Source organism: Streptomyces sp. NPDC002784 (assembly GCF_053592135.1).
Genome location: NZ_JBSFVD010000005.1, coordinates 24,603 through 42,225, shown reverse-complemented (window position 1 = coordinate 42,225; position 17,623 = coordinate 24,603). Strand labels below are relative to the sequence as shown.

Here is a 17,623-nt window from a genome sequence, read left to right as displayed (position 1 = left end):
AAAGTCACGAACCGAACACCGAACCAGGGCTTCGGTCACGAATTGTTTTCAAGTTATTGACATAGCCGATCCCTGCCACGAGTCTTCCATCCACTGGTGGGCACGTTCCCACCGCTTGATGGGAACGTGCCCACCGACAAAACGCCCCACCCCGTAGATCGCGGAACCCGCTGCTCCGGTGCGTCAGCGCCGTCGCTTGGAGGAAGAAACATGGCAACTGTTCGAAGGTCATCACGGACCAGGGCGCTCGCGGCCGTCGCGGCCACCGGCGCGCTCGCGCTCGTCGTCGGCTGCGGCGGCAACGACGACTCCGTCACCGGCGGCGGCAAGAAGGACGGCAAGGTCGTCATCACCGTGGGCCTGTACGGGGTGATGGGCTTCAAGGAGACGGGCCTGCTGGAGCAGTACGAGAAGGAGAACCCGGGCGTCGAGATCAAGGCCGAGATAGCCGGCGACGAGCAGACGTACTACACCGCGCTGCAGACCCGGCTCGCGGCCGGCAAGGGCCTGAAGGACATCCAGGGCATCGAGATCGGCCGCGCCAAGGAGATCGTCGACACCCAGGCCGACAAGTTCGCGGACTTCTCCGACGTGGCGGGCACCGACCACTTCCTGCCGTGGAAGCAGTCCCAGATCACCACCGAGGACGGCAAGGTCCTGGGCCTGGGCACCGACATCGGCCCGATGGCGGTCTGCTACCGCAAGGACTACTTCGAGCAGGCCGGCCTGCCCACCGACCGCGACGAGGTCGCCAAGCTGTGGGAGGGCGACTGGAACAAGTACGTCGATGTCGGCCGCACCTTCAAGAAGGACTTCAAGGACGGCGAGGTGGCGTTCATGGACGCCGCCAGCGGCCTGTTCAACGCCATGGTCTACGGCTACCCCGAGCAGTACTACGACGCCCAGGGCGAGCTGATCTACGACAAGAACCCGGCCGTCAAGGAGGCCTGGAACCTCGCCGCGGACGCCGCCGAGGACGGGCTGACCGCCAAGCTCCGCCAGTTCCAGCCCGGTTGGGACCCCGGCCTGGCCAACGGCACATTCGCCACGGCCGTCTGCCCGGCCTGGATGCTCGGCCACATCGGTGAGAAGGCCGGCGAGGCGAACAAGGGCAAGTGGGACGTCGCCAAGGCCCCCAAGGGCGCCAACTGGGGCGGCTCCTTCCTCGGCGTGGTCGAGCAGAGCCCGGTGAAGGAGGAGGCGAAGAAGCTCGCCGCCTGGCTGACCGCGCCGGAGCAGCAGGCGCACATCTTCGAGAAGCAGGGCAGCGTCCCGTCCTCGCAGAAGGCGCTGGAGAGCGCCGAGGTCAAGAACATCACCTCGGAGTACTTCGACAACGCCCCGATCGGTGAGATCTTCGGCGCCGCCGCCCAGGAGATCCCGGACAAGCAGGTCCTCGGCCGCAAGGACGGCACGATCAAGGACACCTTCTCCCAGGGCCTGACCCTGATCGAGCAGCAGGGCACCTCACGTGACAAGGCGTGGGAGACCACCGCGGAGCGCATCGAGAAGGCGGTCGGCTGACCCGTCGACCGCTCCGGCCACCCGGGCCCGCCCGTCCGCGACGGCGGGCGGGCCCGGGCCCGGCCCACTCATCCGCTCTCAGGAAGGAAGTCCGGTGGCCACCTCCACCACCAAGGCCCAGGTCGGCGAGGGCCGTCGGGGTCCGTCCCCGCACCCCGGCGGCGAAGGCGCCGGCCGGCGCCGCGGCGCGCTGCTGCACCGCCTCGACGTCAAGGGCGCGCCCTACGCCTTCGTCGCTCCGTTCTTCGTCGTGTTCGCCGCGTTCAGCTTCTACCCCCTCGTCTACACCTCCTGGATCTCCCTGCACCGGGTGGAGCTCGCCACCCTGGACCTCATGGAGTGGGTGGCGTTCGACAACTACGTCGAGCTGTGGAACGACGACCGCTTCTGGAACGCGCTGGCCAACACCATCACCATCGGCATCATCTCCACGGTGCCGCAGCTGCTGATGGCGCTCGGGCTGGCGCACCTGCTCAACTACCGCATGCGCGGCTCGCTCTTCTTCCGGGTCGCCTCGCTCGTGCCCTACGCCACCTCGGTCGGTGCCGCCGCCCTGGTGTTCACCATGCTCTTCGAGCGTGACTTCGGCATGATCAACTGGGCGTTCGGCACGGTCGGCCTGGACCCGGTGGACTGGGAGGCCGACAAGTGGCCCGCCCAGATCGCCATCTCCACCATCGTCATCTGGCGCTGGACCGGCTACAACGCGCTGCTCTACCTCGCCGCCATGCAGGCCATCCCCGCCGACCGGTACGAGGCCGCCGCCCTTGACGGCGCCTCCCGCTGGAAGCAGTTCACCCACGTCACCGTGCCCGGGATCCGCTCCACGATCGTCTTCACCATCGTGCTCTCCACGATCGGCGCGACCCAGCTCTTCGGTGAGCCGCTGATCTTCGGCCAGGGCCCCAACGGCATCTCCGGCGGAGCGGACAACCAGTACCAGACGCTGGGCCTGCTGCTGTACGAGGAGGGCTGGAAGAACTACCAGATGGGCCGCTCGGCGACCGTCGCCTGGGCGATGTTCCTGCTGCTCGTCGTCGTCTTCGTGGCGCAGCGCCTCATCACGCGCCTGCGTGCCCGTACGTCCTGACCAGGAGTCGTCATGACCACCGAAAGCCTCCCGGTCCGGACGGACGCCCCCGCCCGGATCCCCGTCACCAAGCCCGCCGCCCGCCGCAGCCTCCGGGTGTTCCGGCCGGGCGCCGGCCGCCAGCACCACGCGGGCCCGCTCTCCTACGTCCTGCTCGGGATCGTCGCGATCGTGTCGATCTTCCCGCTGTACTGGACGATGGTGGCGGCCTCGACCGACAACACTCGCGTCAGCCAGACGCCGCCGCCGTTCCTGCCCGGACCCAACCTGTTCAGCAACCTCGCCCGCGCCTGGGACGAGGCGGCCATGGGCAAGGCCATGATCAACAGCACGATCGTGGCCGGGGTGATCGCCCTGTCCACGGTGATGTTCGCGACCCTCGCCGGCTTCGCCTTCGCCAAGCTCCGCTTCAAGGGCCGCAACGTCCTGCTCATGCTGGTGATCGGCACGATGATGGTGCCGCCCCAACTGGGCGTCGTACCGCTGTTCATGATGATGTCCGAGCTGGGCTGGTCGCAGCAGCTGCCCGCCGTCATCTTCCCCACCCTGGTCAGCGCCGTCGGAGTCTTCTTCATGCGGCAGTACCTCACCGAGGCGCTGCCGGACGAGCTGGTCGAGGCGGGCCGGGTGGACGGCGCGCACTCCCTGCGGATCTTCTGGAGCATCGTGCTGCCCATCGCGCGGCCCGCGATGGCGGTCCTCTTCATGATCACCTTCGTGCACGCCTGGAACGACTTCTTCTGGCCGTTCGTGGTGCTCGACATGAGCAACCCGACCGTCCCCGTCGCCCTCACCCAGCTCAGCGCCGGCTACGTCCGCGACCAGTCCCTGATCATGGCGGGCGCGCTCCTCGGCACGCTCCCGCTGCTGGCGATGTTCATCGTCTTCGGCCGCCAGATCGTCAGCGGCATCATGGCCGGCGCCGTCAAGGGCTGACCCCCCGCCCCACTCCCACCGATCCACCCCATTTCCGAAAGGACCTCCGTGGTCACCGCAGCACGACAGCAGCCCGCGTCCGCCCCGGACGCCTCCCGCACCTTCCCGAAGGGCTTCCTGTGGGGCACCGCGACCGCCTCCTACCAGATCGAGGGGGCCGCCGGCGAGGACGGCCGCACCCCGTCCATCTGGGACACCTATGCCCGCACCCCGGGCCGGGTCCGCAACGGCGACACCGGTGACATCGCCACCGACCACTACCACCGCTGGCGCGAGGACGTCGCCCTCATGGCCGAACTCGGCGTCGGCGCCTACCGCTTCTCCCTCGCCTGGCCCCGCATCCAGCCCACCGGCCGCGGCCCCGCCGTGCAGAAGGGCCTGGACTTCTACCGGCGTCTCGTCGACGACCTGCTCGACAAGGGCATCCAGCCCGTCGCCACCCTCTACCACTGGGACCTGCCCCAGGAGTTGGAGGACGCCGGCGGCTGGCCCGAACGCGCCACCGCCGAGCGGTTCGCCGAGTACGCCGCACTGGCCGCCGAAGCCCTCGGCGACCGGGTGCGCACCTGGACCACCCTGAACGAGCCCTGGTGCAGCGCCTTCCTCGGCTACGGCTCAGGAGTGCACGCCCCCGGCCGCACCGACCCGGTCGCCGCCCTGCGCGCCGCCCACCACCTCAACCTCGGCCACGGCATGGCCGTACAGGCGCTGCGCGACCGCCTGCGTGCCGACGCCCAGGTCTCGGTGACCCTCAACATCCACCACGTACGCCCGCTCACCGCGACCGAGGCCGACACCGACGCCGCGCGCCGCATCGACGCCCTGGCCAACCGCGTCTTCACCGGCCCGATGCTGCGCGGCGCCTACCCGGAGGACCTGTTCAAGGACACCGCCACGCTGACCGACTGGTCCTTCGTGCGCGACGGTGACCTGGAGACGGCACACCAGCCGCTGGACTTCCTCGGCGTCAACTACTACTCGCCCACGCTCGTCTCGCAGGCCGACGGCAGCGGCACCCACACCTCCGACGGGCATGGCAAGAGCGCGTTCAGCCCGTGGCCGGCCGCCGACGAGGTCGCCTTCCACCAGTCGCCGGGCGAGACCACCGCCATGGGCTGGGCCATCGACCCGAGCGGTCTGTACGAGCTGCTGCGCCGGCTGTCGTCGGACTTCCCTCAGCTGCCGCTGGTCATCACCGAGAACGGCGCGGCGTTCGACGACTACGCCGACCCCGAGGGCAACGTCAACGACCCGGGCCGGATCGCCTATGTGCGCGACCACCTGGCCGCGGTGCACGACGCCCTGCGCGACGGCTCGGACGTGCGCGGGTACTTCCTGTGGTCGCTGCTGGACAACTTCGAGTGGGCGCACGGCTACAGCAAGCGCTTCGGCGCGGTCTACGTGGACTATCCGACCGGGCGGCGCATCCCCAAGGCCAGCGCCCGCTGGTACTCCCAGGTGGCGCGCACCGGCGTCCTGCCCGGCGCCTGACCCATACCTGGCGCGGCGCCTTCCAGCCCGCCCCGCACGGGTGCCGCGTCCCGCAGCCCGTCCTCCGGCCCGGACCACCGGGTCGGAGGACGGGCTCGCGTGCGTCACTCCCCGGGGTAGCGCACCCCGGTCCGTTCGCGCACCTGGTCCAGGGTGTCCATCACGGCGAGGGTGTGGGCCGGCGGCAGCAGCGGTGACGCCGTCAGGCCCGCCCGCAGGCAGCGCATCACCTCTCGGGCCTGGTGCCCGTAGCCGTGTCCTTCCTGCGGCGCTGCGGTCACGGTCCGGGGCTCGTGGCCGTCTCGGTGCAGCACGAAGGAGCGGGGGTTGTAGAAGTCGGCCGGTATCTCGATGCGGCCGGTGGTGCCGTACACCGTCGCCCGGTGCTCGTCCTGCGCGAGCAGCGAGCACGTCAGGACGGCCATCGCGCCGTCCCGGTAGCCGAGCAGGATGCCTGTCTGCTCGTCGACCCCGCGCGGCGACAGCCGGGCGTGGGCGGTGACCGTCTCGGGAGCACCGAGGATCAGGTGGGCGAAGGAGACGGGGTAGGTGCCCAGGTCCAGCAGGGCGCCGCCGCCGGCCGCGGGGTCCCACAGGCGGTGGTCCTGGGGCGCGTCCACGCGGGCGCCGAAGTCGGCGTGCAGGGCGCGGACCTCGCCGATGGCCCCCTCGGCCACCAGCTCCGCGACGCGCAGGACGGCCGGGTTGAGGCAGGTCCACATCGCCTCCATCACGAACAGGCCCTGCTTCTCGGCCAGTCCGGTCAGCCGGCGGGCCTGCCGGCCGCTGAGGGCGAACGGCTTCTCGCACAGCACCGGCTTGCCGGCCTCCAGGCAGGCCGTCGCGGCGGCGACATGCTGGGCGTGGGGGGTGGCGACGTAGACGACGTCGACCTCCGGGTCGGCGGCCAGCTCCCGCCAGCTGCCGTGGGCGCGGGGGATGCCGAAGCGGGCCGCGAACGCCTGCGCGGACTCGGCCGACCGGGACCCGACCGCGGTGACCCGCGCGTCCGGCAGCCGCAGCAGATCCTCGGTGAAGGCGGCGGCCATGCCCCCGGTCGCCAGGACACCCCAACGGACGGGCTGTTCGCTCACGTGCTTCTCCTGTTCAGCGGTGCTCGCGTACACCCCGCACTCTATGGGCACGTTCCCACCAGGCGCGTGGCGTGGTCGTACCGCGGACATTTCGCGCGAGAAGTGTGCCTATGTGTTCGGTACTGCCCAGAAAAGTGCGTACGAGCCCGGCGCCGTCAATTCGCTGAGCTGACGCTTCATCACATTGCGGGAGGCGAGTTGTGGCCGTACGGGGGTACTCGCGCTGTCGGGAGCGTCGAGCGCTGATGAAGAATGAACGGGCGGAGGGTGTATGAACGGCAAGCATTTCGAACCGGGCGGGAAGAACCGCGCGACCAGCGGGCTGGAACCGTTGTCCTTGACGGTGCACCAGGTGCTGGGGGAGACCAGGGCCCCGCTGCAGGCTGAATTCTCCTACGATCCGGCCGACCCGCTGTTCGTGACCCTGGTCTTCAGGCCGGCGGGGGAGCCCGCGGTGACCTGGCAGATCAGCCGTGACCTGCTGGTGGACGGACTGTCCCAGCCCAGCGGCATCGGCGATGTGCGGATCCGGCCGACGCGGTACGGCGCCCTGGTGCGGGTGCGCCTGCAGGAGCACGGCGCCACGGCCCAGTTCGACGTCGGCCTGCTCGAGCTCCAGGAGTGGCTGACGCGGACGTGCGCGGTGGTGCCGATCGGTACGGAACTGCGTGACGTCGACTGGGACGCCGTCACCCGGGAGCTGCTCGGCGGCTCGTGACGGGCCCTCCTGGAAGCCCGCGGGGGACGGCTTCATGGAGGGCTTGGCCCGTCTCCGGCTGTCCGTGCGGCATGAACGGATCGCGGTCGGGCGCCGTGCTTCCGGTCGATGCGGCGCGCGGTGATGCGGGCATTCGTCCTCGCCAACGTGGTGGTCGTCGAGGCGCTGTTCCTCAGCGCGGGCGAGGGCAAGAACGACGTGCTCGTCGGTTTCACTCTGCTGTGGACGGTCCTCACCCACGAGCGGGGTCCCCGCCTCCCTGCTGGGCATGCTCGCCGCGGCCGTCGTCGTCGTGATCGGCGCGCTCTCCACCCGGCCCCTGCGGCACCGGCTCCGGTACGAGGTGTGGCACGGTCTGCACCTGCTGCCTTACGTGGCCCTGGGGCTGGCGTTCGTGCACCAGGAGACGACGACGCAGCGGCAGGACGACCCGCCCGGTCAGCAGCGCGCCGAACGCGAGCGGGGCGTTCACGGCGCTGCACCGGTCCCGGCGTGGCGCCCTGCTCATCGCCGGCGGGGTGGGGATCACGCCCGTGCGGGCCATGCTCAAGGGTCGCCCAGCAGGGCGGACGGTTGTACCTGCTGGCCGGCCGGACCGGTGAGCAGGGCGTTCCGCCGTTCGGCCCGAGCGCCCTGCGCCAGCTGGTCCCCGACATCACCGACCGGGACGTGTACGTCTGCGGCCCGCCCTCCATGACCACGGCCGTGCTCGCCGCGCTGCGGGACCTGCGGGTCCCCGCGCGCCAGGTGCACGCCGACCGGTTCGCCATGGCCTGACCCGGGAGCGGCCCGGCGCCCCCGTCACCTCTGCGTCGGCTGCTTCGCGCGCAGCGGCGCGTCGGTGTGCGCGGCGATCTCCTCCACCGTGACCCCGGGGGCGGTCTCGACCAGGGCGATGCCGTCCGGGGTGATGTCGAGGACCCCGAGGTCGGTGATGACGCGGTGCACGCACTGTTCCCCGGTGAGGGGGAGGGTGCATTCCTTGAGGAGCTTGGGGCTGCCGTCCTTGGCGGTGTGCTCCATCAGGACGATGACCCGGCGTGCGCCGTGCACGAGGTCCATCGCCCCGCCCATGCCCTTGACCATCTTGCCGGGGATCATCCAGTTGGCCAGGTCTCCTCGCTGCGAGACCTGCATGGCGCCCAGCACGGCGGTGTCGATGTGCCCGCCGCGGATCATGCCGAAGGAGAGCGCGGAGTCGAAGAAGCTCGCTCCGGGCAGGACGGTGACGGTCTCCTTGCCCGCGTTGATGAGGTCGGGGTCGACCTCCGACTCGGTGGGGTAGGGGCCGGTGCCGAGGATGCCGTTCTCGGAGTGCAGGACGACGTGCACGCCGGGCGGGAGGTGGCCGGGGATGAGGGTGGGCAGGCCGATGCCCAGGTTGACGTAGGAGCCGTCGGTGAGTTCGGCGGCGGCGCGGGCGGCCATCTGGTCGCGGGTCCAGGCCATCGGGAACGTACCGTCCTCTTCTCGATCTGCTTGTCGGCGGCTTCCTCGGCGGTCAGCACCGTGACCCGCTGGACGTAGATGCCGGGCACATGGACCTCGTTCGGGTTGAGGTCGCCCGGTTCGACGAGTTCCTCCACCTCGGCGATCGTGACGCGGCCGGCCATCGCGGCCAGGGGATTGAAGTTGGCGGCGGCCCGGCGGCAGCAGAGGTTGCCGTGGCAGTCGCCGCGCCAGGCGCGGACGAGTGCGAAGTCGGTGGTGATGCCGTGCTCCAGTACGTGCGGGCGGCCGGCGAACTCGCGGGTCTCCTTGGGCGGGGAGGCCACGGTGACCGAGCCGTCGGGGGCGTAGCGCCAGGGCAGACCGCCGTGCGCGACCGGCGGTGCCGACACCGGCGGGGGTGTAGAAGGCCGGGATGCCGGCGCCGCCCGCGCGCAGCCGCTCGGCCAGCGTGCCCTGCGGGACCAGTTCGACCTCGAGTTCTCCGGAGAGGTACTGGCGGGCGAACTCCCGGTTCTCGCCGACGTAGGAGCCGGTCACCCGCGCGATGCGGCCGGCGGCGAGCAGGACGCCGAGGCCGCGGCCGTCCACGCCGCAGTTGTTGGAGATGATCTCCAGGCGGCCGGCGCCCTGGGCGTGCAGGGCGCGGATGAGGGTCTCGGGCACGCCGCTGAGGCCGAAGCCGCCGACGGCCAGCGAGGCGCCGTCCGGGATGTCGGCGACCGCCTCGGTGGCGCTCGGGCGGACCTTGTTCATACGGGGGAGTCCTTTCGGGGAGTCGCGCCGGGCAGTACGGCGGACCAGCCGCCGTCGACGACGAGCTGGGCGCCCGTGGTGCACGCGGCCTCGTAGGGGCGGCCGAGGCGGCCGAGCGGGATGTGGCGGGCGACGGCGCGCATCGGAGGCTCGTCGGCGAAGAGAGCGGCGAAGAGATCGGTGAAGAGATCGGCGCGGGACCCGGGGGTGCCGAGCATGCCGGGGCTGACGCAATGGGCGCGGATGCCGTGCGGGACTCCTTCGGCGGCGAGTTGCCGGGGCAGCGCAGCTGGTCGGCGAGCGAGCCGGTGAGTCCCGTCGTGGAGCCGACGGTGCGGATGCAACCGCGGCTGCGGGCCAGGTGCGGCCGGGCGGTCAGCCGCACCGAGTCCGGTTCCACGTGCGGCGCCGCGGCCCCCTGGCCCCGGGCGGTCCCGGAGATCATGGCAACCTTCCCGTTGAGCCGCGTCATGCCCGGTTCTCCGCGAGGAGGGCGTCCGAGACGGACTTCACGCCGCCGTGTGCGGTCAGGCCGCCGTCCACGGCGATCTCGGCGCCGGTGATGAAGGACGACTGGTCCGACAGCAGGAAGACGACGAGCGGGGCGATCTCGTGGACGGTGCCGGTGCGGCCCAGGGGTGTCTCGCGGATGTTGGCCTCGCGGAAGGCCGGGGCGGCGGAGGCGGTCATCTCGGTCTCGATGTAGCCGGGGTGGATGGTGTTGACGCGGATGCCGCGCGGTCCGAGGTCGAGGGCCGCGGTTCTCGACAGCCCGCGCAGGGCCCACTTGCTGGTCGTGTAGGCGACCGGGTAGTGCGCCGTGAGGGCCGCCGAGGAGCCGACGTTGACGATGGAGGAGCCGGGCGGCATGAGCGGGCTCAGGTGCTGGATGCCGAGCAGCGGGCCGGTGACGTTGACGGCGTGGACGCGTGCCATGTCCTCGGCACGGACGTCGGCGATGCGGGCACGCCAGGTGACGCCGGCGTTGTTGACGAGGCCGTGGACCCGCCCGTACGCCTCCTTGAGCTCGGCGGCGAGGGCGGCCCACTCCGTCTCGCTGGTGACGTCGAGGCGGCGGCAGCCGTCGCCGGGCTCCACGTCGGTGGCGATGACGCGGGCCCCCTCCCGGACCAGCGCCTCGGCCTCGGAGGCGCCCTGTCCGCGGGCCGCGCCGGTGAGCACGACGACCTTGCCGGCCAGCCGCTTGGGGTGCAGGTCGTTCACGGCCGCTCCCGGGGCCGGCGCCTGCCGGTGGGCAGGGGTACGGGTCCGGCGCCGGGGACGACGGTGTTGGAGACCGTGCCGATGCCCTCGACGGTGAGCGTGACGGTGTCGCCGGGCTTGAGCGGCGGCGGCGTCTGCTCGCCGTGTACGCCCCACAGTTCGGCGAGACAGCCGCCGTTGCCGCAGGTGCCGGAGCCCAGGACGTCGCCGGGCATGACCCGGGTGCCTCGGGAGGCGTAGGCCACCATCTCCTCGAACGTCCAGCTCATGTTGGACAGCAGGTCCTCGCCCACGATCTCGCCGTTGACCTCGGCGGTGAGCGCGAGCCGCAGGAAGCCCTCGTCGTCCCGGTACCGGTCCAGCTCGTCGGCGGTGACCAGGAAGGGGCCGAGGGTGGTGGCGGTGTCCTTGCCCTTGCAGGGGCCGAGGCCCACCTTCATCTCGGCGGACTGGAGGTCGCGGGCGGACCAGTCGTTGAAGACGGTGTAGCCGATGATGTGCTCGCGTGCCTGTTCGGGGGTGAGGTCGCGGCCTTCGCGGCCGATGACGGCGGCGACTTCCAGCTCGAAGTCGAGGACCGCGGAGCCGGGCGGCACGGGGATGTCCTCGCCCGACGCGTAGATCGCGTGCGGGTTGGTGAAGTAGAAGGTGGGCGCGGCATACCACTGCTCGGGCACTCCGCCGGTGCCCTCCACCGAGCGGCGTACGCCCTCGACGTGTTCCTCGAAGGTGACGAAGTCGCGTACGGAGGCGGGTTGCAGCGGCGGCAGCAGACGCACCTGGGAGATGTGCGGGCCGGGCGGGACGTCGAGGGTGGCGGCGCCGAGGTCGAGCAGCGCGCCGGTTCCGTCCCCGGCGGCGATGACTTCGGTGAGCGAGCGCACGCCGGGTACGGGGTACAGCACCCCTTGGTCGTCGACGACCGCCAGGCGGCGCCGGTCGTGGTGTTCGTAGGCGGCGAAGCGCATGGGCAGCTCCTGGCTCGGGCTGGTCCCGGGGCGCGGCGCGAGAGTGACAGGGCTGCGGCCGCACCCCGGGGCATGGGGGTGGGGTCAGACCGGCGGGGCGATGAAGCAGCCGCGGTCGGGGTCGTTGAAGGACTCCTTGGCGACGAGTTCGTTCATCGGGTTGGCGGTGCCCCACTGGTCGGTGACCTCGGGCTGGGAGAAGTCGTAGACGTGCGGGTGCCAGGTGTCCTCGTCCAGGCACTCCAGCTCGGTCGTGTACTCGACCGTGTTGCCGTGCGGGTCGAGGAAGTAGGTGAAGGTGTTGTCGCCGGCCATGTGGCGGCCGGGACCCCAGATCTTCTTGAACCCGGCGCGCATGACACGGCCCGAGCCGCGCATGTACTCGTCGATGCCGCGCATCTCGAAGGAGACGTGGTGCAGGGCGGTGTGCGGGCCCTTCGCCAGCGCCATCGAGTGGTGCTGGCTGGAGATCCGCATGAAGTGCATGACCTCGCCCATGTGCGGGGAGCTGAGCGTGTCGGAGAGGCGGAAGCCGAGGTGCCGCTCGTACCAGTCCTTGGTGCGGTCCAGGTCGGGGGAGTTGAGGACGACGTGGGACAGCTTGACCGGGATGGACTCCTTCTCCTCGACCTTGCGGTGCCGGCGCACCTCCACGTCGGCGGAGACCTCGATGGTGCGGCCGTCCACGTCGAAGAAGCGGAAGCCGTAACCGCCGCCGGGAGTGTCGACCTTGCCCGGCTGCGTGATCAACTGGACGCCGCCCGCGAGGAGTTGCTCGGCGAGGGTGTCGACGTCGGCCGGCGTGGCGGCGCCGTAGGAGACGAGGTCGAGGCGCTTCTCGTCGGCCTTGCGCAGCCGGATGACGTACTGCTCGGGGGATCCCTCGGCGGCGAGGAAGGAGATGCCGGAGTCCTCGGCGACCTTGGTCAGGCCCCAGACGCCGGCGTAGAAGTCGAGCTGCTTGTCGTAGTCGGGCACGGCCAGGTCGACGTGGCGCAGATGGGTGAGCAGGCGCATGGTGGTCAGTCCTTCCGGAGGAGGGCGATGGCGTTGCCGCCGCGTACGGCCTCGAAGTCGGCCTCGGGCAGCCGGGCGGCGCGCAGCGCGCCGAGGGGGTCCCGCGTGCCCATGTCGAAGGGGAAGTCGGAGCCGAGCAGGACCTGGCCGGGGCCCGCGGCCCGGACCAGCTCGCGCAGTACGGCCGGGTCGTGGACGAGGGAGTCGAAGTACAGGCGCTTGAGGTAGCTGCTGGGCGGGTGCGCGCAGCCGGCGCCCGCGTCGGAGCGGGCGGACCAGGCGTGGTCGGAGCGGCCGATGTGGGTGGGCAGATAGCCGCCGCCGTGAGCGGCGAGCACCTTCAGCCCGGGGTGGCGGTCGAGCACTCCCGAGAAGATCAGATGGGACAGGGCGACGGCGTTCTCGGTGGGCTGGCCGACCGTGTTGGACAGGTACCACCGGTCCAGGCGTTCGTCGAGCGTGCAGCCGAAGGGGTGCAGGAAGACGATCGTGCCCGTCTCCTCGGCGCGCGACCACAGCGGCTCGTACGCCGGGTCGGACAGTTCCCGGCCCGGGGCGTGGCTGGAGATCTCCACCCCGGCCAGGCCCTGCTCCAGGGCGTGGTCGAGCGCGCGGACCGTGTGCCGCGGGTGCTGCAGCGGCACCAGGCCGAGGCCGCGCAGCCGCTCGGGGGCGGCCGAACAGTGCGCGGCGGTCGCCTCGTTGGCGAGCCGGTACAGCTTCTCGGCGGTCCCCTCGTCCGTCCAGTAGTGGTAGTGGGAGGGGGAGGGGCTGACGAGCTGGATGTCCACGCCCTGGGCGTCCATCGCGGCCAGCCGTGCGGTCACGTCGGTGAGCAGGGGGATGCGCTCGCCCACCATGGGGCCGCTGACCGCGAGGGCGGCGGGGCCGTTGCGGCGGGCGTCGAGCGCCTTCGCCTCCGCGAGTCCCGGCAGGTCGGCCACCAGGGCCTCGACCTCGGGCAGCAGCACGTGGGCGTGGACGTCGACGGTGGGACAGGTGCGGGCGCCGGGTGACTGGGGGGCGGTCACGGCAGCTCCCTGAGCATGGTCATCGTACGGCCCATCAGGCCGGGTACGTCCGCGTCGCGCACTCCGTCGAGCTGCCACTGCCCGATCTGCACGGACGCCTCGACGACCGGCCGCACCCGGGCGATCCGCCGCTCGTAGTACGTCTGGAACAGCGCGTCGTCCCAGGATTCGCCGCTGGTCAGCAGCTGGGCGAGGACCCAGGCGTCCTCCAGGGACAGCGCCGCGCCCTGGGCCAGGGTCGGCGGGCAGCAGTGGGCGGCGTCACCGACGAGGACGACCCGGCCGCGGTGCCAGGAACCCTCGACCAACAGGCGGTCGAACCAGGTGTAGTTGACCCGCGCCGGGTCGGTGATGTGCGCGGTGATCTCCGGCCAGCAGCCGCCGTAGGCCGAGGCCAGGCTTCGCATCTCCTCGGCGTAGGTCTCCGGCGGGATCGAGGCCCGGTCGCGGTTGGCCTCGACGACATAGGCGTAGAGCGTCGTGTCGCTGGTCGGGCAGTAGCCGGCGATGTAGGCGGGGCCGCCGTAGGCGAGGTCGGTGCGGGTCACGCCGGCCGGGCGGGGAGCGGCGACGCGCCAGATGGCCATGCCGGTGGGTTCGGGCTTGGCGGTGATGCCGACGGCCGCGCGGGTGGCGGAGCCGAGGCCGTCCGCGCCGATCACCAGGTCGTAGCGGCCCTCGCTGCCGTCGGTGAAGCGTACGGTCACGCCGTCCTCGTCCGTTTCCAGGGACTCGGCGCGCACCCCGAGGCGCACACCGGCTCCCGTGGCACGGACGGCGTCGATGAGGATGCGCTGCAGTTGGGGGCGCTGCATGCCGACGGTGGCGGGCAGGTCGTCGCCGCCGGTGCGGATGTCGCGGGCGACGTGCAGGACCGCGCCGTCGGGGGCCGTGATGCCGACCGAGCCGAAACCGAAGCCGGATGCCTTGACCTGGTCCCACACGCCCAGTTCGCGCAGCACGCGAAGGGCGTTGCCCTGGAGGGTGATGCCGGATCCGGCGGTGGCGTTCCAGTCGTCCTTGGCCTCGATCAGGTCCACGGCGAGACCGGCACGCCGCAGCAGGATCGTCACGGCGTTGCCGGCGGCACCACCACCGATCACCAGGACCGTGCGGGCTGTGCTCATGGGGGAACTCCCTTGTTCCGCTGGTTACTTGACGGCGATGGGGTTGATGGGTGAGCCGACGGCGCCGGTGATGGGCAGGGGAGCGGCGGTGAGCCAGAAGTCGTAGGTGCCGTCGGCCGCGCAGTCCTCGGCGAGGGCTTCCAGGTCCCACATCTCGCCGATGAGGAGGCCGATGTTGGGGATGGCGACCTGGTGCAGCGGCTGGAAGGCGTCGTCGAATTCGTTGGGCCGTACCTCGAAGCCCCAGGTGTCGGTGGCGATCGCGGCGATCTCGGTGCCGTGCAGCCAGCCCGCGGTGGTGAAGGACAGGCCGGGCGCGGGCCCGCCCGCGTACTCGCCCCAGCCCTCGCGCCGTACGCGCGCCAGCTGGCCGGTGCGCACCAGCACGATGTCCCCGCGGCCGACGCTCACCCCGTGCGCCTCGGCGGCCGCCGTCAGATGCTCCTCGGTGATGGCGAACCCGTCGGGCAGTTCACCGCCGGTGCCGACGACCCGGCCCACGTCCAGCAGCACCCCGCGCCCGGCGACGTGCGGGGCCATGTGCTCGATACCGGTGACGAGGTCGCCGTCGGAGGTGACGACCCGCTCGGCCGGGCGGCCGTTCCAGGCCTTGCCGTGGTCGAAGATGTGCCCGAGGCCGTCCCACTGGGTGGAGCACTGCAGCGGCATGGCGATCACGTCGTCGGCGCCGCCGATGCCGTGCGGGAAGCCCTGGTGGCCGAGGGCGGCGTCGGTGCCGGTGTCCAGCATGGTGTGGACCGGGTTGGTGCGCCGGCGCCAGCCCTTTTGCGGGCCGTTCATGTCGAAGCGCTGGGACAGCGAGAAGCTGACGCCGCGCCGGACGAGGGCCGCGCCCTCGCGGCGTTTGCCCTCGTCGAGGAAGTTCAGGGTGCCGAGGACGTCGTCCTCGCCCCAACGGCCCCAGTTGGAGTACGACTTGGCGGCCTCGGCGATGGCGCCCTCGGGGTCGTGCCGGTTCATGCCGTCTCCCCGACGCAGCGGGTGCGCTGGACGCCGAGTCCCGTGACGGAACCCTCCATGACGTCGCCGTCGCGCAGCAGCCGGCCCCAGTGCATGCCGTTGCCGGCGGGGCTGCCGGTGAGGACGAGGTCCCCCGGCAGCAGACGGGCGGTCCGGGAGGCGTAGGACACCATCCGGGCGACCTTGAAGATCATGTCCTTGGTCGACTCGTCCTGCATGGTCTCGCCGTTGAGCTTGAGCGTCAGGCGCAGGTCGTCCGGGTCGGCGATCGACTCCGCCGGCACGATCCACGGCCCGAGCGGGGTGAAGCCGGGCGCGTTCTTGCTGCGCAGCCAGTCGGTGCCGATCTGCGGCATGTCCCGGCGGAAGACGGTCGCCCGGTCGGTCAGGTCGTTGGCGATGGTGTAGCCCGCGATGTGCGCCGCCGCCTCCGCCACGGACACCTGGTGGGCGGGCCGGCCGATCACGACCGCCACCTCCAGTTCCCAGTCCGGCTGCTCGGCCCAGGCGGGCAGGACGACGTCGTCGTAGGGGCCGGTGATCGCGCTGGGCAGGCCGATGAACACGTACGGCAGGTCCTCGGCGGCCCGCCGGTCCATGATCTCCGCGGCTTCCGCCCGCCGTTCGGCCTCGGGCCGCTCGTCGCCGGGGGCGCGGTGGGCGACGTGCAGGTCGATGACGTGCTGACGGTAGTTGGCGCCGGACTGGAAGACCTGGCGCGGTGCGACCGGGGCGTGCACGCGCAGGTCCGTGACCGGGGTGCGGTCGGGGCCGGGGTCGGCGGCCAGGGCGCGCAGCCTCGGCAGCAGGTCCGCCCAGTCGTCCAGTACGTCGAGCATGGTGAGCCGTTCATCGCCCAGGGCGGACCGGAGGTCGAGAGCGGACCCGTCGGGGGTGACGAGGGCGGGAAAGCGGGGCCCGTCGGGGGCCGAGAGGGTGGCGAGGGCGAAGGGTCCGGCGAAGAGCGCGGACGCGGTGTCAGGTTTCACGGACATGTCCTCCTGATGGCGATGCGACTAATCTGGACCTCCCACCCGCGATCAGGGAAATAGATTCTGTGGATGAACGGCATCCGCTGCATGGATTCCTGCCTGGTCGACGCCGTACCGCACAGGACCGCAGAGGAAAACCGATGAACCTGGCCCGGCTGGATCTCAATCTCGTCGTCGCCCTGCGCGCCCTGCTGGAGGAGCGCAACGTCACCCGTGCCGGGCAGCGCGTCGGCCTCAGCCAGCCCGCCATGAGCGCCGCCCTCGCACGGCTGCGCCGGCACTTCGACGACGACCTGCTCGCCCGCGTCGGCGGACACTACGAGCTGACCGCGCTCGGCCAGGTGCTCCTGGACCGCACCTCCACCGCCTACGACGTGCTGGAACGGCTCTTCGCCAGCCAGGCGGACTTCGACCCGGCGAAGGAGAACCGCGAGTTCAGGCTGGTCGCCTCCGACTACGCCGTGGCGGTCTTCGGCACCGAACTGGCCCGCGTCATCCACGAGGAGGCGCCCGGGATCCGGCTGCGCTTCTCCCAGACCCCGACGACCGTGGTCGACGACACCGCCACCCTGCTGAGCGCCACCGACGGCCTGTTCATGCCGCACGGCGTCATCAGCGACTTCCCCGCCACCGACCTCTACGACGACCGCTGGGTCTTCCTCGTGGCACGGGACCACCCGAGCGTGGACGACCGGCTCACCCGCAAGGACCTGGCCCGGCTGCCCTGGGTGACGTACCAGCGGACCTACGACGCCCCCGCGGTGCGCCAGCTCGGCATGCTCGGGATCGAACCGCGCGTCGAGGTCTCCGTCGACAGCTTCCAGCTGCTGCCGCTGCTGGTCGCCGGGACCCGGCGGATCGCCCTGGTGCAGGCGCGGATGGCCCGCATGATGGAACCCGTCGCGGCGGTGCGGGTGGTGGAGCCGCCCTACGAGGCGGTGCCGCTGCGCGAGGCGCTGTGGTGGCACCCGGTCCACACGCATGACGCGGCGCACATCTGGCTGCGCGAGACCGCCGCCCGCGTCGGCGCGCGCCTGAGGCCCGAGGGCTGAGCCGGCGGCGGCTCAAGGGAGGGCGGCTCGTGAAGGCGCACCGCCATCCATCCGCTGGATCGATCCCATCGGCAACTTGGATGGCGCGAGGGCTGGGCAGAGCGACACCCAAAACGCATAGTCGTGGGACACCGCCGCGCCGAACGCCACTTGCCGGAGCCGTCACACCTCCG

17 protein-coding genes and 2 pseudogenes are annotated in these 17,623 nt (G+C 71.5%); 8 read left to right on the top strand and 11 right to left on the bottom strand.

Features of this window, described 5'->3' with window-relative positions:
* Positions 1–210 precede the first annotated feature (210 nt).
* The 4 genes from ACWD1Z_RS12230 (at position 211) to ACWD1Z_RS12215 (ending at position 5,041) form a co-directional block, all read left to right on the top strand.
* A complete protein-coding gene (locus ACWD1Z_RS12230) occupies positions 211–1,524 on the top strand; it encodes an ABC transporter substrate-binding protein (protein ID WP_451117912.1) in 1,314 nt (437 codons plus the stop codon).
* A gap of 94 nt (positions 1,525–1,618) precedes the next feature.
* The gene (locus ACWD1Z_RS12225) at positions 1,619–2,614 is read left to right on the top strand and encodes a carbohydrate ABC transporter permease (protein ID WP_451117910.1); all 996 of its coding nucleotides are present in this window, start codon (positions 1,619–1,621) and stop codon (positions 2,612–2,614) included.
* 12 nt (positions 2,615–2,626) lie between these two features.
* Positions 2,627–3,550, top strand: a complete 924-nt coding sequence (locus tag ACWD1Z_RS12220) for a carbohydrate ABC transporter permease (RefSeq protein ID WP_451117908.1) — start codon at positions 2,627–2,629, stop codon at positions 3,548–3,550.
* A gap of 48 nt (positions 3,551–3,598) precedes the next feature.
* On the top strand, positions 3,599–5,041 hold the full coding sequence (locus tag ACWD1Z_RS12215) for a GH1 family beta-glucosidase (RefSeq protein WP_451117906.1): 1,443 nt from the start codon (positions 3,599–3,601) through the stop codon (positions 5,039–5,041).
* A 104-nt stretch (positions 5,042–5,145) separates the two neighbouring features.
* On the opposite strand, the gene ACWD1Z_RS12210 is transcribed toward ACWD1Z_RS12215, so the two are convergent.
* Positions 5,146–6,135: a Gfo/Idh/MocA family protein gene (locus ACWD1Z_RS12210; protein WP_451117904.1), complete on the bottom strand. Its 990-nt coding sequence runs from the start codon at positions 6,133–6,135 to the stop codon at positions 5,146–5,148.
* A gap of 271 nt (positions 6,136–6,406) precedes the next feature.
* Here ACWD1Z_RS12210 and ACWD1Z_RS12205 point away from each other — a divergent pair, with 271 nt between their 5' ends.
* The 3 genes and pseudogenes from ACWD1Z_RS12205 to ACWD1Z_RS12195 all read left to right on the top strand — a co-directional run bounded on the left by ACWD1Z_RS12205 (position 6,407) and on the right by ACWD1Z_RS12195 (position 7,630).
* Positions 6,407–6,853, top strand: coding sequence for an SsgA family sporulation/cell division regulator (locus ACWD1Z_RS12205; protein ID WP_451117902.1), 447 nt, complete (start codon positions 6,407–6,409; stop codon positions 6,851–6,853).
* A gap of 268 nt (positions 6,854–7,121) precedes the next feature.
* Positions 7,122–7,181: pseudogene (locus ACWD1Z_RS12200) on the top strand (hypothetical protein); the annotation flags it as partial.
* 245 nt (positions 7,182–7,426) lie between these two features.
* Positions 7,427–7,630: a hypothetical protein gene (locus ACWD1Z_RS12195; protein ID WP_451118482.1), complete on the top strand. Its 204-nt coding sequence runs from the start codon at positions 7,427–7,429 to the stop codon at positions 7,628–7,630.
* Positions 7,631–7,654: 24 nt separating this feature from the next.
* Here ACWD1Z_RS12195 and ACWD1Z_RS12190 read toward each other — a convergent pair whose 3' ends face one another.
* The 10 genes and pseudogenes from ACWD1Z_RS12190 to ACWD1Z_RS12145 all read right to left on the bottom strand — a co-directional run bounded on the left by ACWD1Z_RS12190 (position 7,655) and on the right by ACWD1Z_RS12145 (position 16,401).
* Positions 7,655–8,302 carry a CoA transferase subunit B gene (locus ACWD1Z_RS12190; RefSeq protein ID WP_451117900.1) on the bottom strand — a complete coding sequence of 216 codons (648 nt, stop codon included), beginning with the start codon at positions 8,300–8,302 and terminating at the stop codon, positions 7,655–7,657.
* 8 nt (positions 8,303–8,310) lie between these two features.
* Positions 8,311–9,058, bottom strand: a pseudogene (locus ACWD1Z_RS12185) (CoA transferase subunit A); the annotation flags it as partial.
* Complete coding sequence (locus tag ACWD1Z_RS12180; protein ID WP_451117898.1) at positions 9,055–9,402, bottom strand: SDR family oxidoreductase; 348 nt, start codon at positions 9,400–9,402, stop codon at positions 9,055–9,057. The pseudogene ACWD1Z_RS12185 and the gene ACWD1Z_RS12180, both read right to left, overlap by 4 nt.
* Positions 9,403–9,526: 124 nt before the next feature.
* A complete protein-coding gene (locus ACWD1Z_RS12175; RefSeq protein WP_451117896.1) occupies positions 9,527–10,282 on the bottom strand; it encodes an SDR family NAD(P)-dependent oxidoreductase in 756 nt (251 codons plus the stop codon).
* Complete coding sequence (locus ACWD1Z_RS12170; protein ID WP_451117894.1) at positions 10,279–11,250, bottom strand: fumarylacetoacetate hydrolase family protein; 972 nt, start codon at positions 11,248–11,250, stop codon at positions 10,279–10,281. Before ACWD1Z_RS12170 ends, ACWD1Z_RS12175 begins: the two co-directional genes overlap by 4 nt.
* Positions 11,251–11,334: 84 nt before the next feature.
* Positions 11,335–12,267: a VOC family protein gene (locus tag ACWD1Z_RS12165; RefSeq protein WP_451117893.1), complete on the bottom strand. Its 933-nt coding sequence runs from the start codon at positions 12,265–12,267 to the stop codon at positions 11,335–11,337.
* Positions 12,268–12,272: 5 nt separating this feature from the next.
* Positions 12,273–13,298 carry an amidohydrolase family protein gene (locus tag ACWD1Z_RS12160; protein WP_451117892.1) on the bottom strand — a complete coding sequence of 342 codons (1,026 nt, stop codon included), beginning with the start codon at positions 13,296–13,298 and terminating at the stop codon, positions 12,273–12,275.
* Entirely contained in the window at positions 13,295–14,425 is a 1,131-nt protein-coding gene (locus ACWD1Z_RS12155; RefSeq protein ID WP_451117891.1) for an FAD-dependent oxidoreductase, read from the bottom strand. The genes ACWD1Z_RS12160 and ACWD1Z_RS12155 overlap by 4 nt, the downstream gene beginning before the upstream one ends.
* Positions 14,426–14,449: 24 nt before the next feature.
* Entirely contained in the window at positions 14,450–15,406 is a 957-nt protein-coding gene (locus ACWD1Z_RS12150) for a cyclase family protein (protein ID WP_451117889.1), read from the bottom strand.
* On the bottom strand, positions 15,403–16,401 hold the full coding sequence (locus ACWD1Z_RS12145; RefSeq protein ID WP_451117887.1) for a fumarylacetoacetate hydrolase family protein: 999 nt from the start codon (positions 16,399–16,401) through the stop codon (positions 15,403–15,405). The genes ACWD1Z_RS12150 and ACWD1Z_RS12145 overlap by 4 nt, the downstream gene beginning before the upstream one ends.
* 137 nt (positions 16,402–16,538) lie before the next feature.
* Between ACWD1Z_RS12145 and ACWD1Z_RS12140 the strand changes: the two genes are divergently transcribed.
* Positions 16,539–17,450, top strand: a complete 912-nt coding sequence (locus ACWD1Z_RS12140) for a LysR family transcriptional regulator (protein ID WP_451117885.1) — start codon at positions 16,539–16,541, stop codon at positions 17,448–17,450.
* The last annotated feature ends 173 nt before the right edge of the window (positions 17,451–17,623 follow it).

What these genes read in the sequence shown, in the direction of transcription:
- ACWD1Z_RS12205 (WP_451117902.1), top strand. Translation starts at nt 6,407, where the DNA reads ATGAACGGCAAGCATTTCGAACCGGGCGGGAAGAACCGCGCGACCAGC.
- ACWD1Z_RS12155 (WP_451117891.1), bottom strand. Translation starts at nt 14,425, where the DNA reads ATGAGCACAGCCCGCACGGTCCTGGTGATCGGTGGTGGTGCCGCCGGC.
- ACWD1Z_RS12145 (WP_451117887.1), bottom strand. Translation starts at nt 16,401, where the DNA reads ATGTCCGTGAAACCTGACACCGCGTCCGCGCTCTTCGCCGGACCCTTC.
- ACWD1Z_RS12150 (WP_451117889.1), bottom strand. Translation starts at nt 15,406, where the DNA reads ATGAACCGGCACGACCCCGAGGGCGCCATCGCCGAGGCCGCCAAGTCG.
- ACWD1Z_RS12165 (WP_451117893.1), bottom strand. Translation starts at nt 12,267, where the DNA reads ATGCGCCTGCTCACCCATCTGCGCCACGTCGACCTGGCCGTGCCCGAC.
- ACWD1Z_RS12140 (WP_451117885.1), top strand. Translation starts at nt 16,539, where the DNA reads ATGAACCTGGCCCGGCTGGATCTCAATCTCGTCGTCGCCCTGCGCGCC.
- ACWD1Z_RS12190 (WP_451117900.1), bottom strand. Translation starts at nt 8,302, where the DNA reads ATGGCCTGGACCCGCGACCAGATGGCCGCCCGCGCCGCCGCCGAACTC.
- ACWD1Z_RS12170 (WP_451117894.1), bottom strand. Translation starts at nt 11,250, where the DNA reads ATGCGCTTCGCCGCCTACGAACACCACGACCGGCGCCGCCTGGCGGTC.
- ACWD1Z_RS12230 (WP_451117912.1), top strand. Translation starts at nt 211, where the DNA reads ATGGCAACTGTTCGAAGGTCATCACGGACCAGGGCGCTCGCGGCCGTC.
- ACWD1Z_RS12220 (WP_451117908.1), top strand. Translation starts at nt 2,627, where the DNA reads ATGACCACCGAAAGCCTCCCGGTCCGGACGGACGCCCCCGCCCGGATC.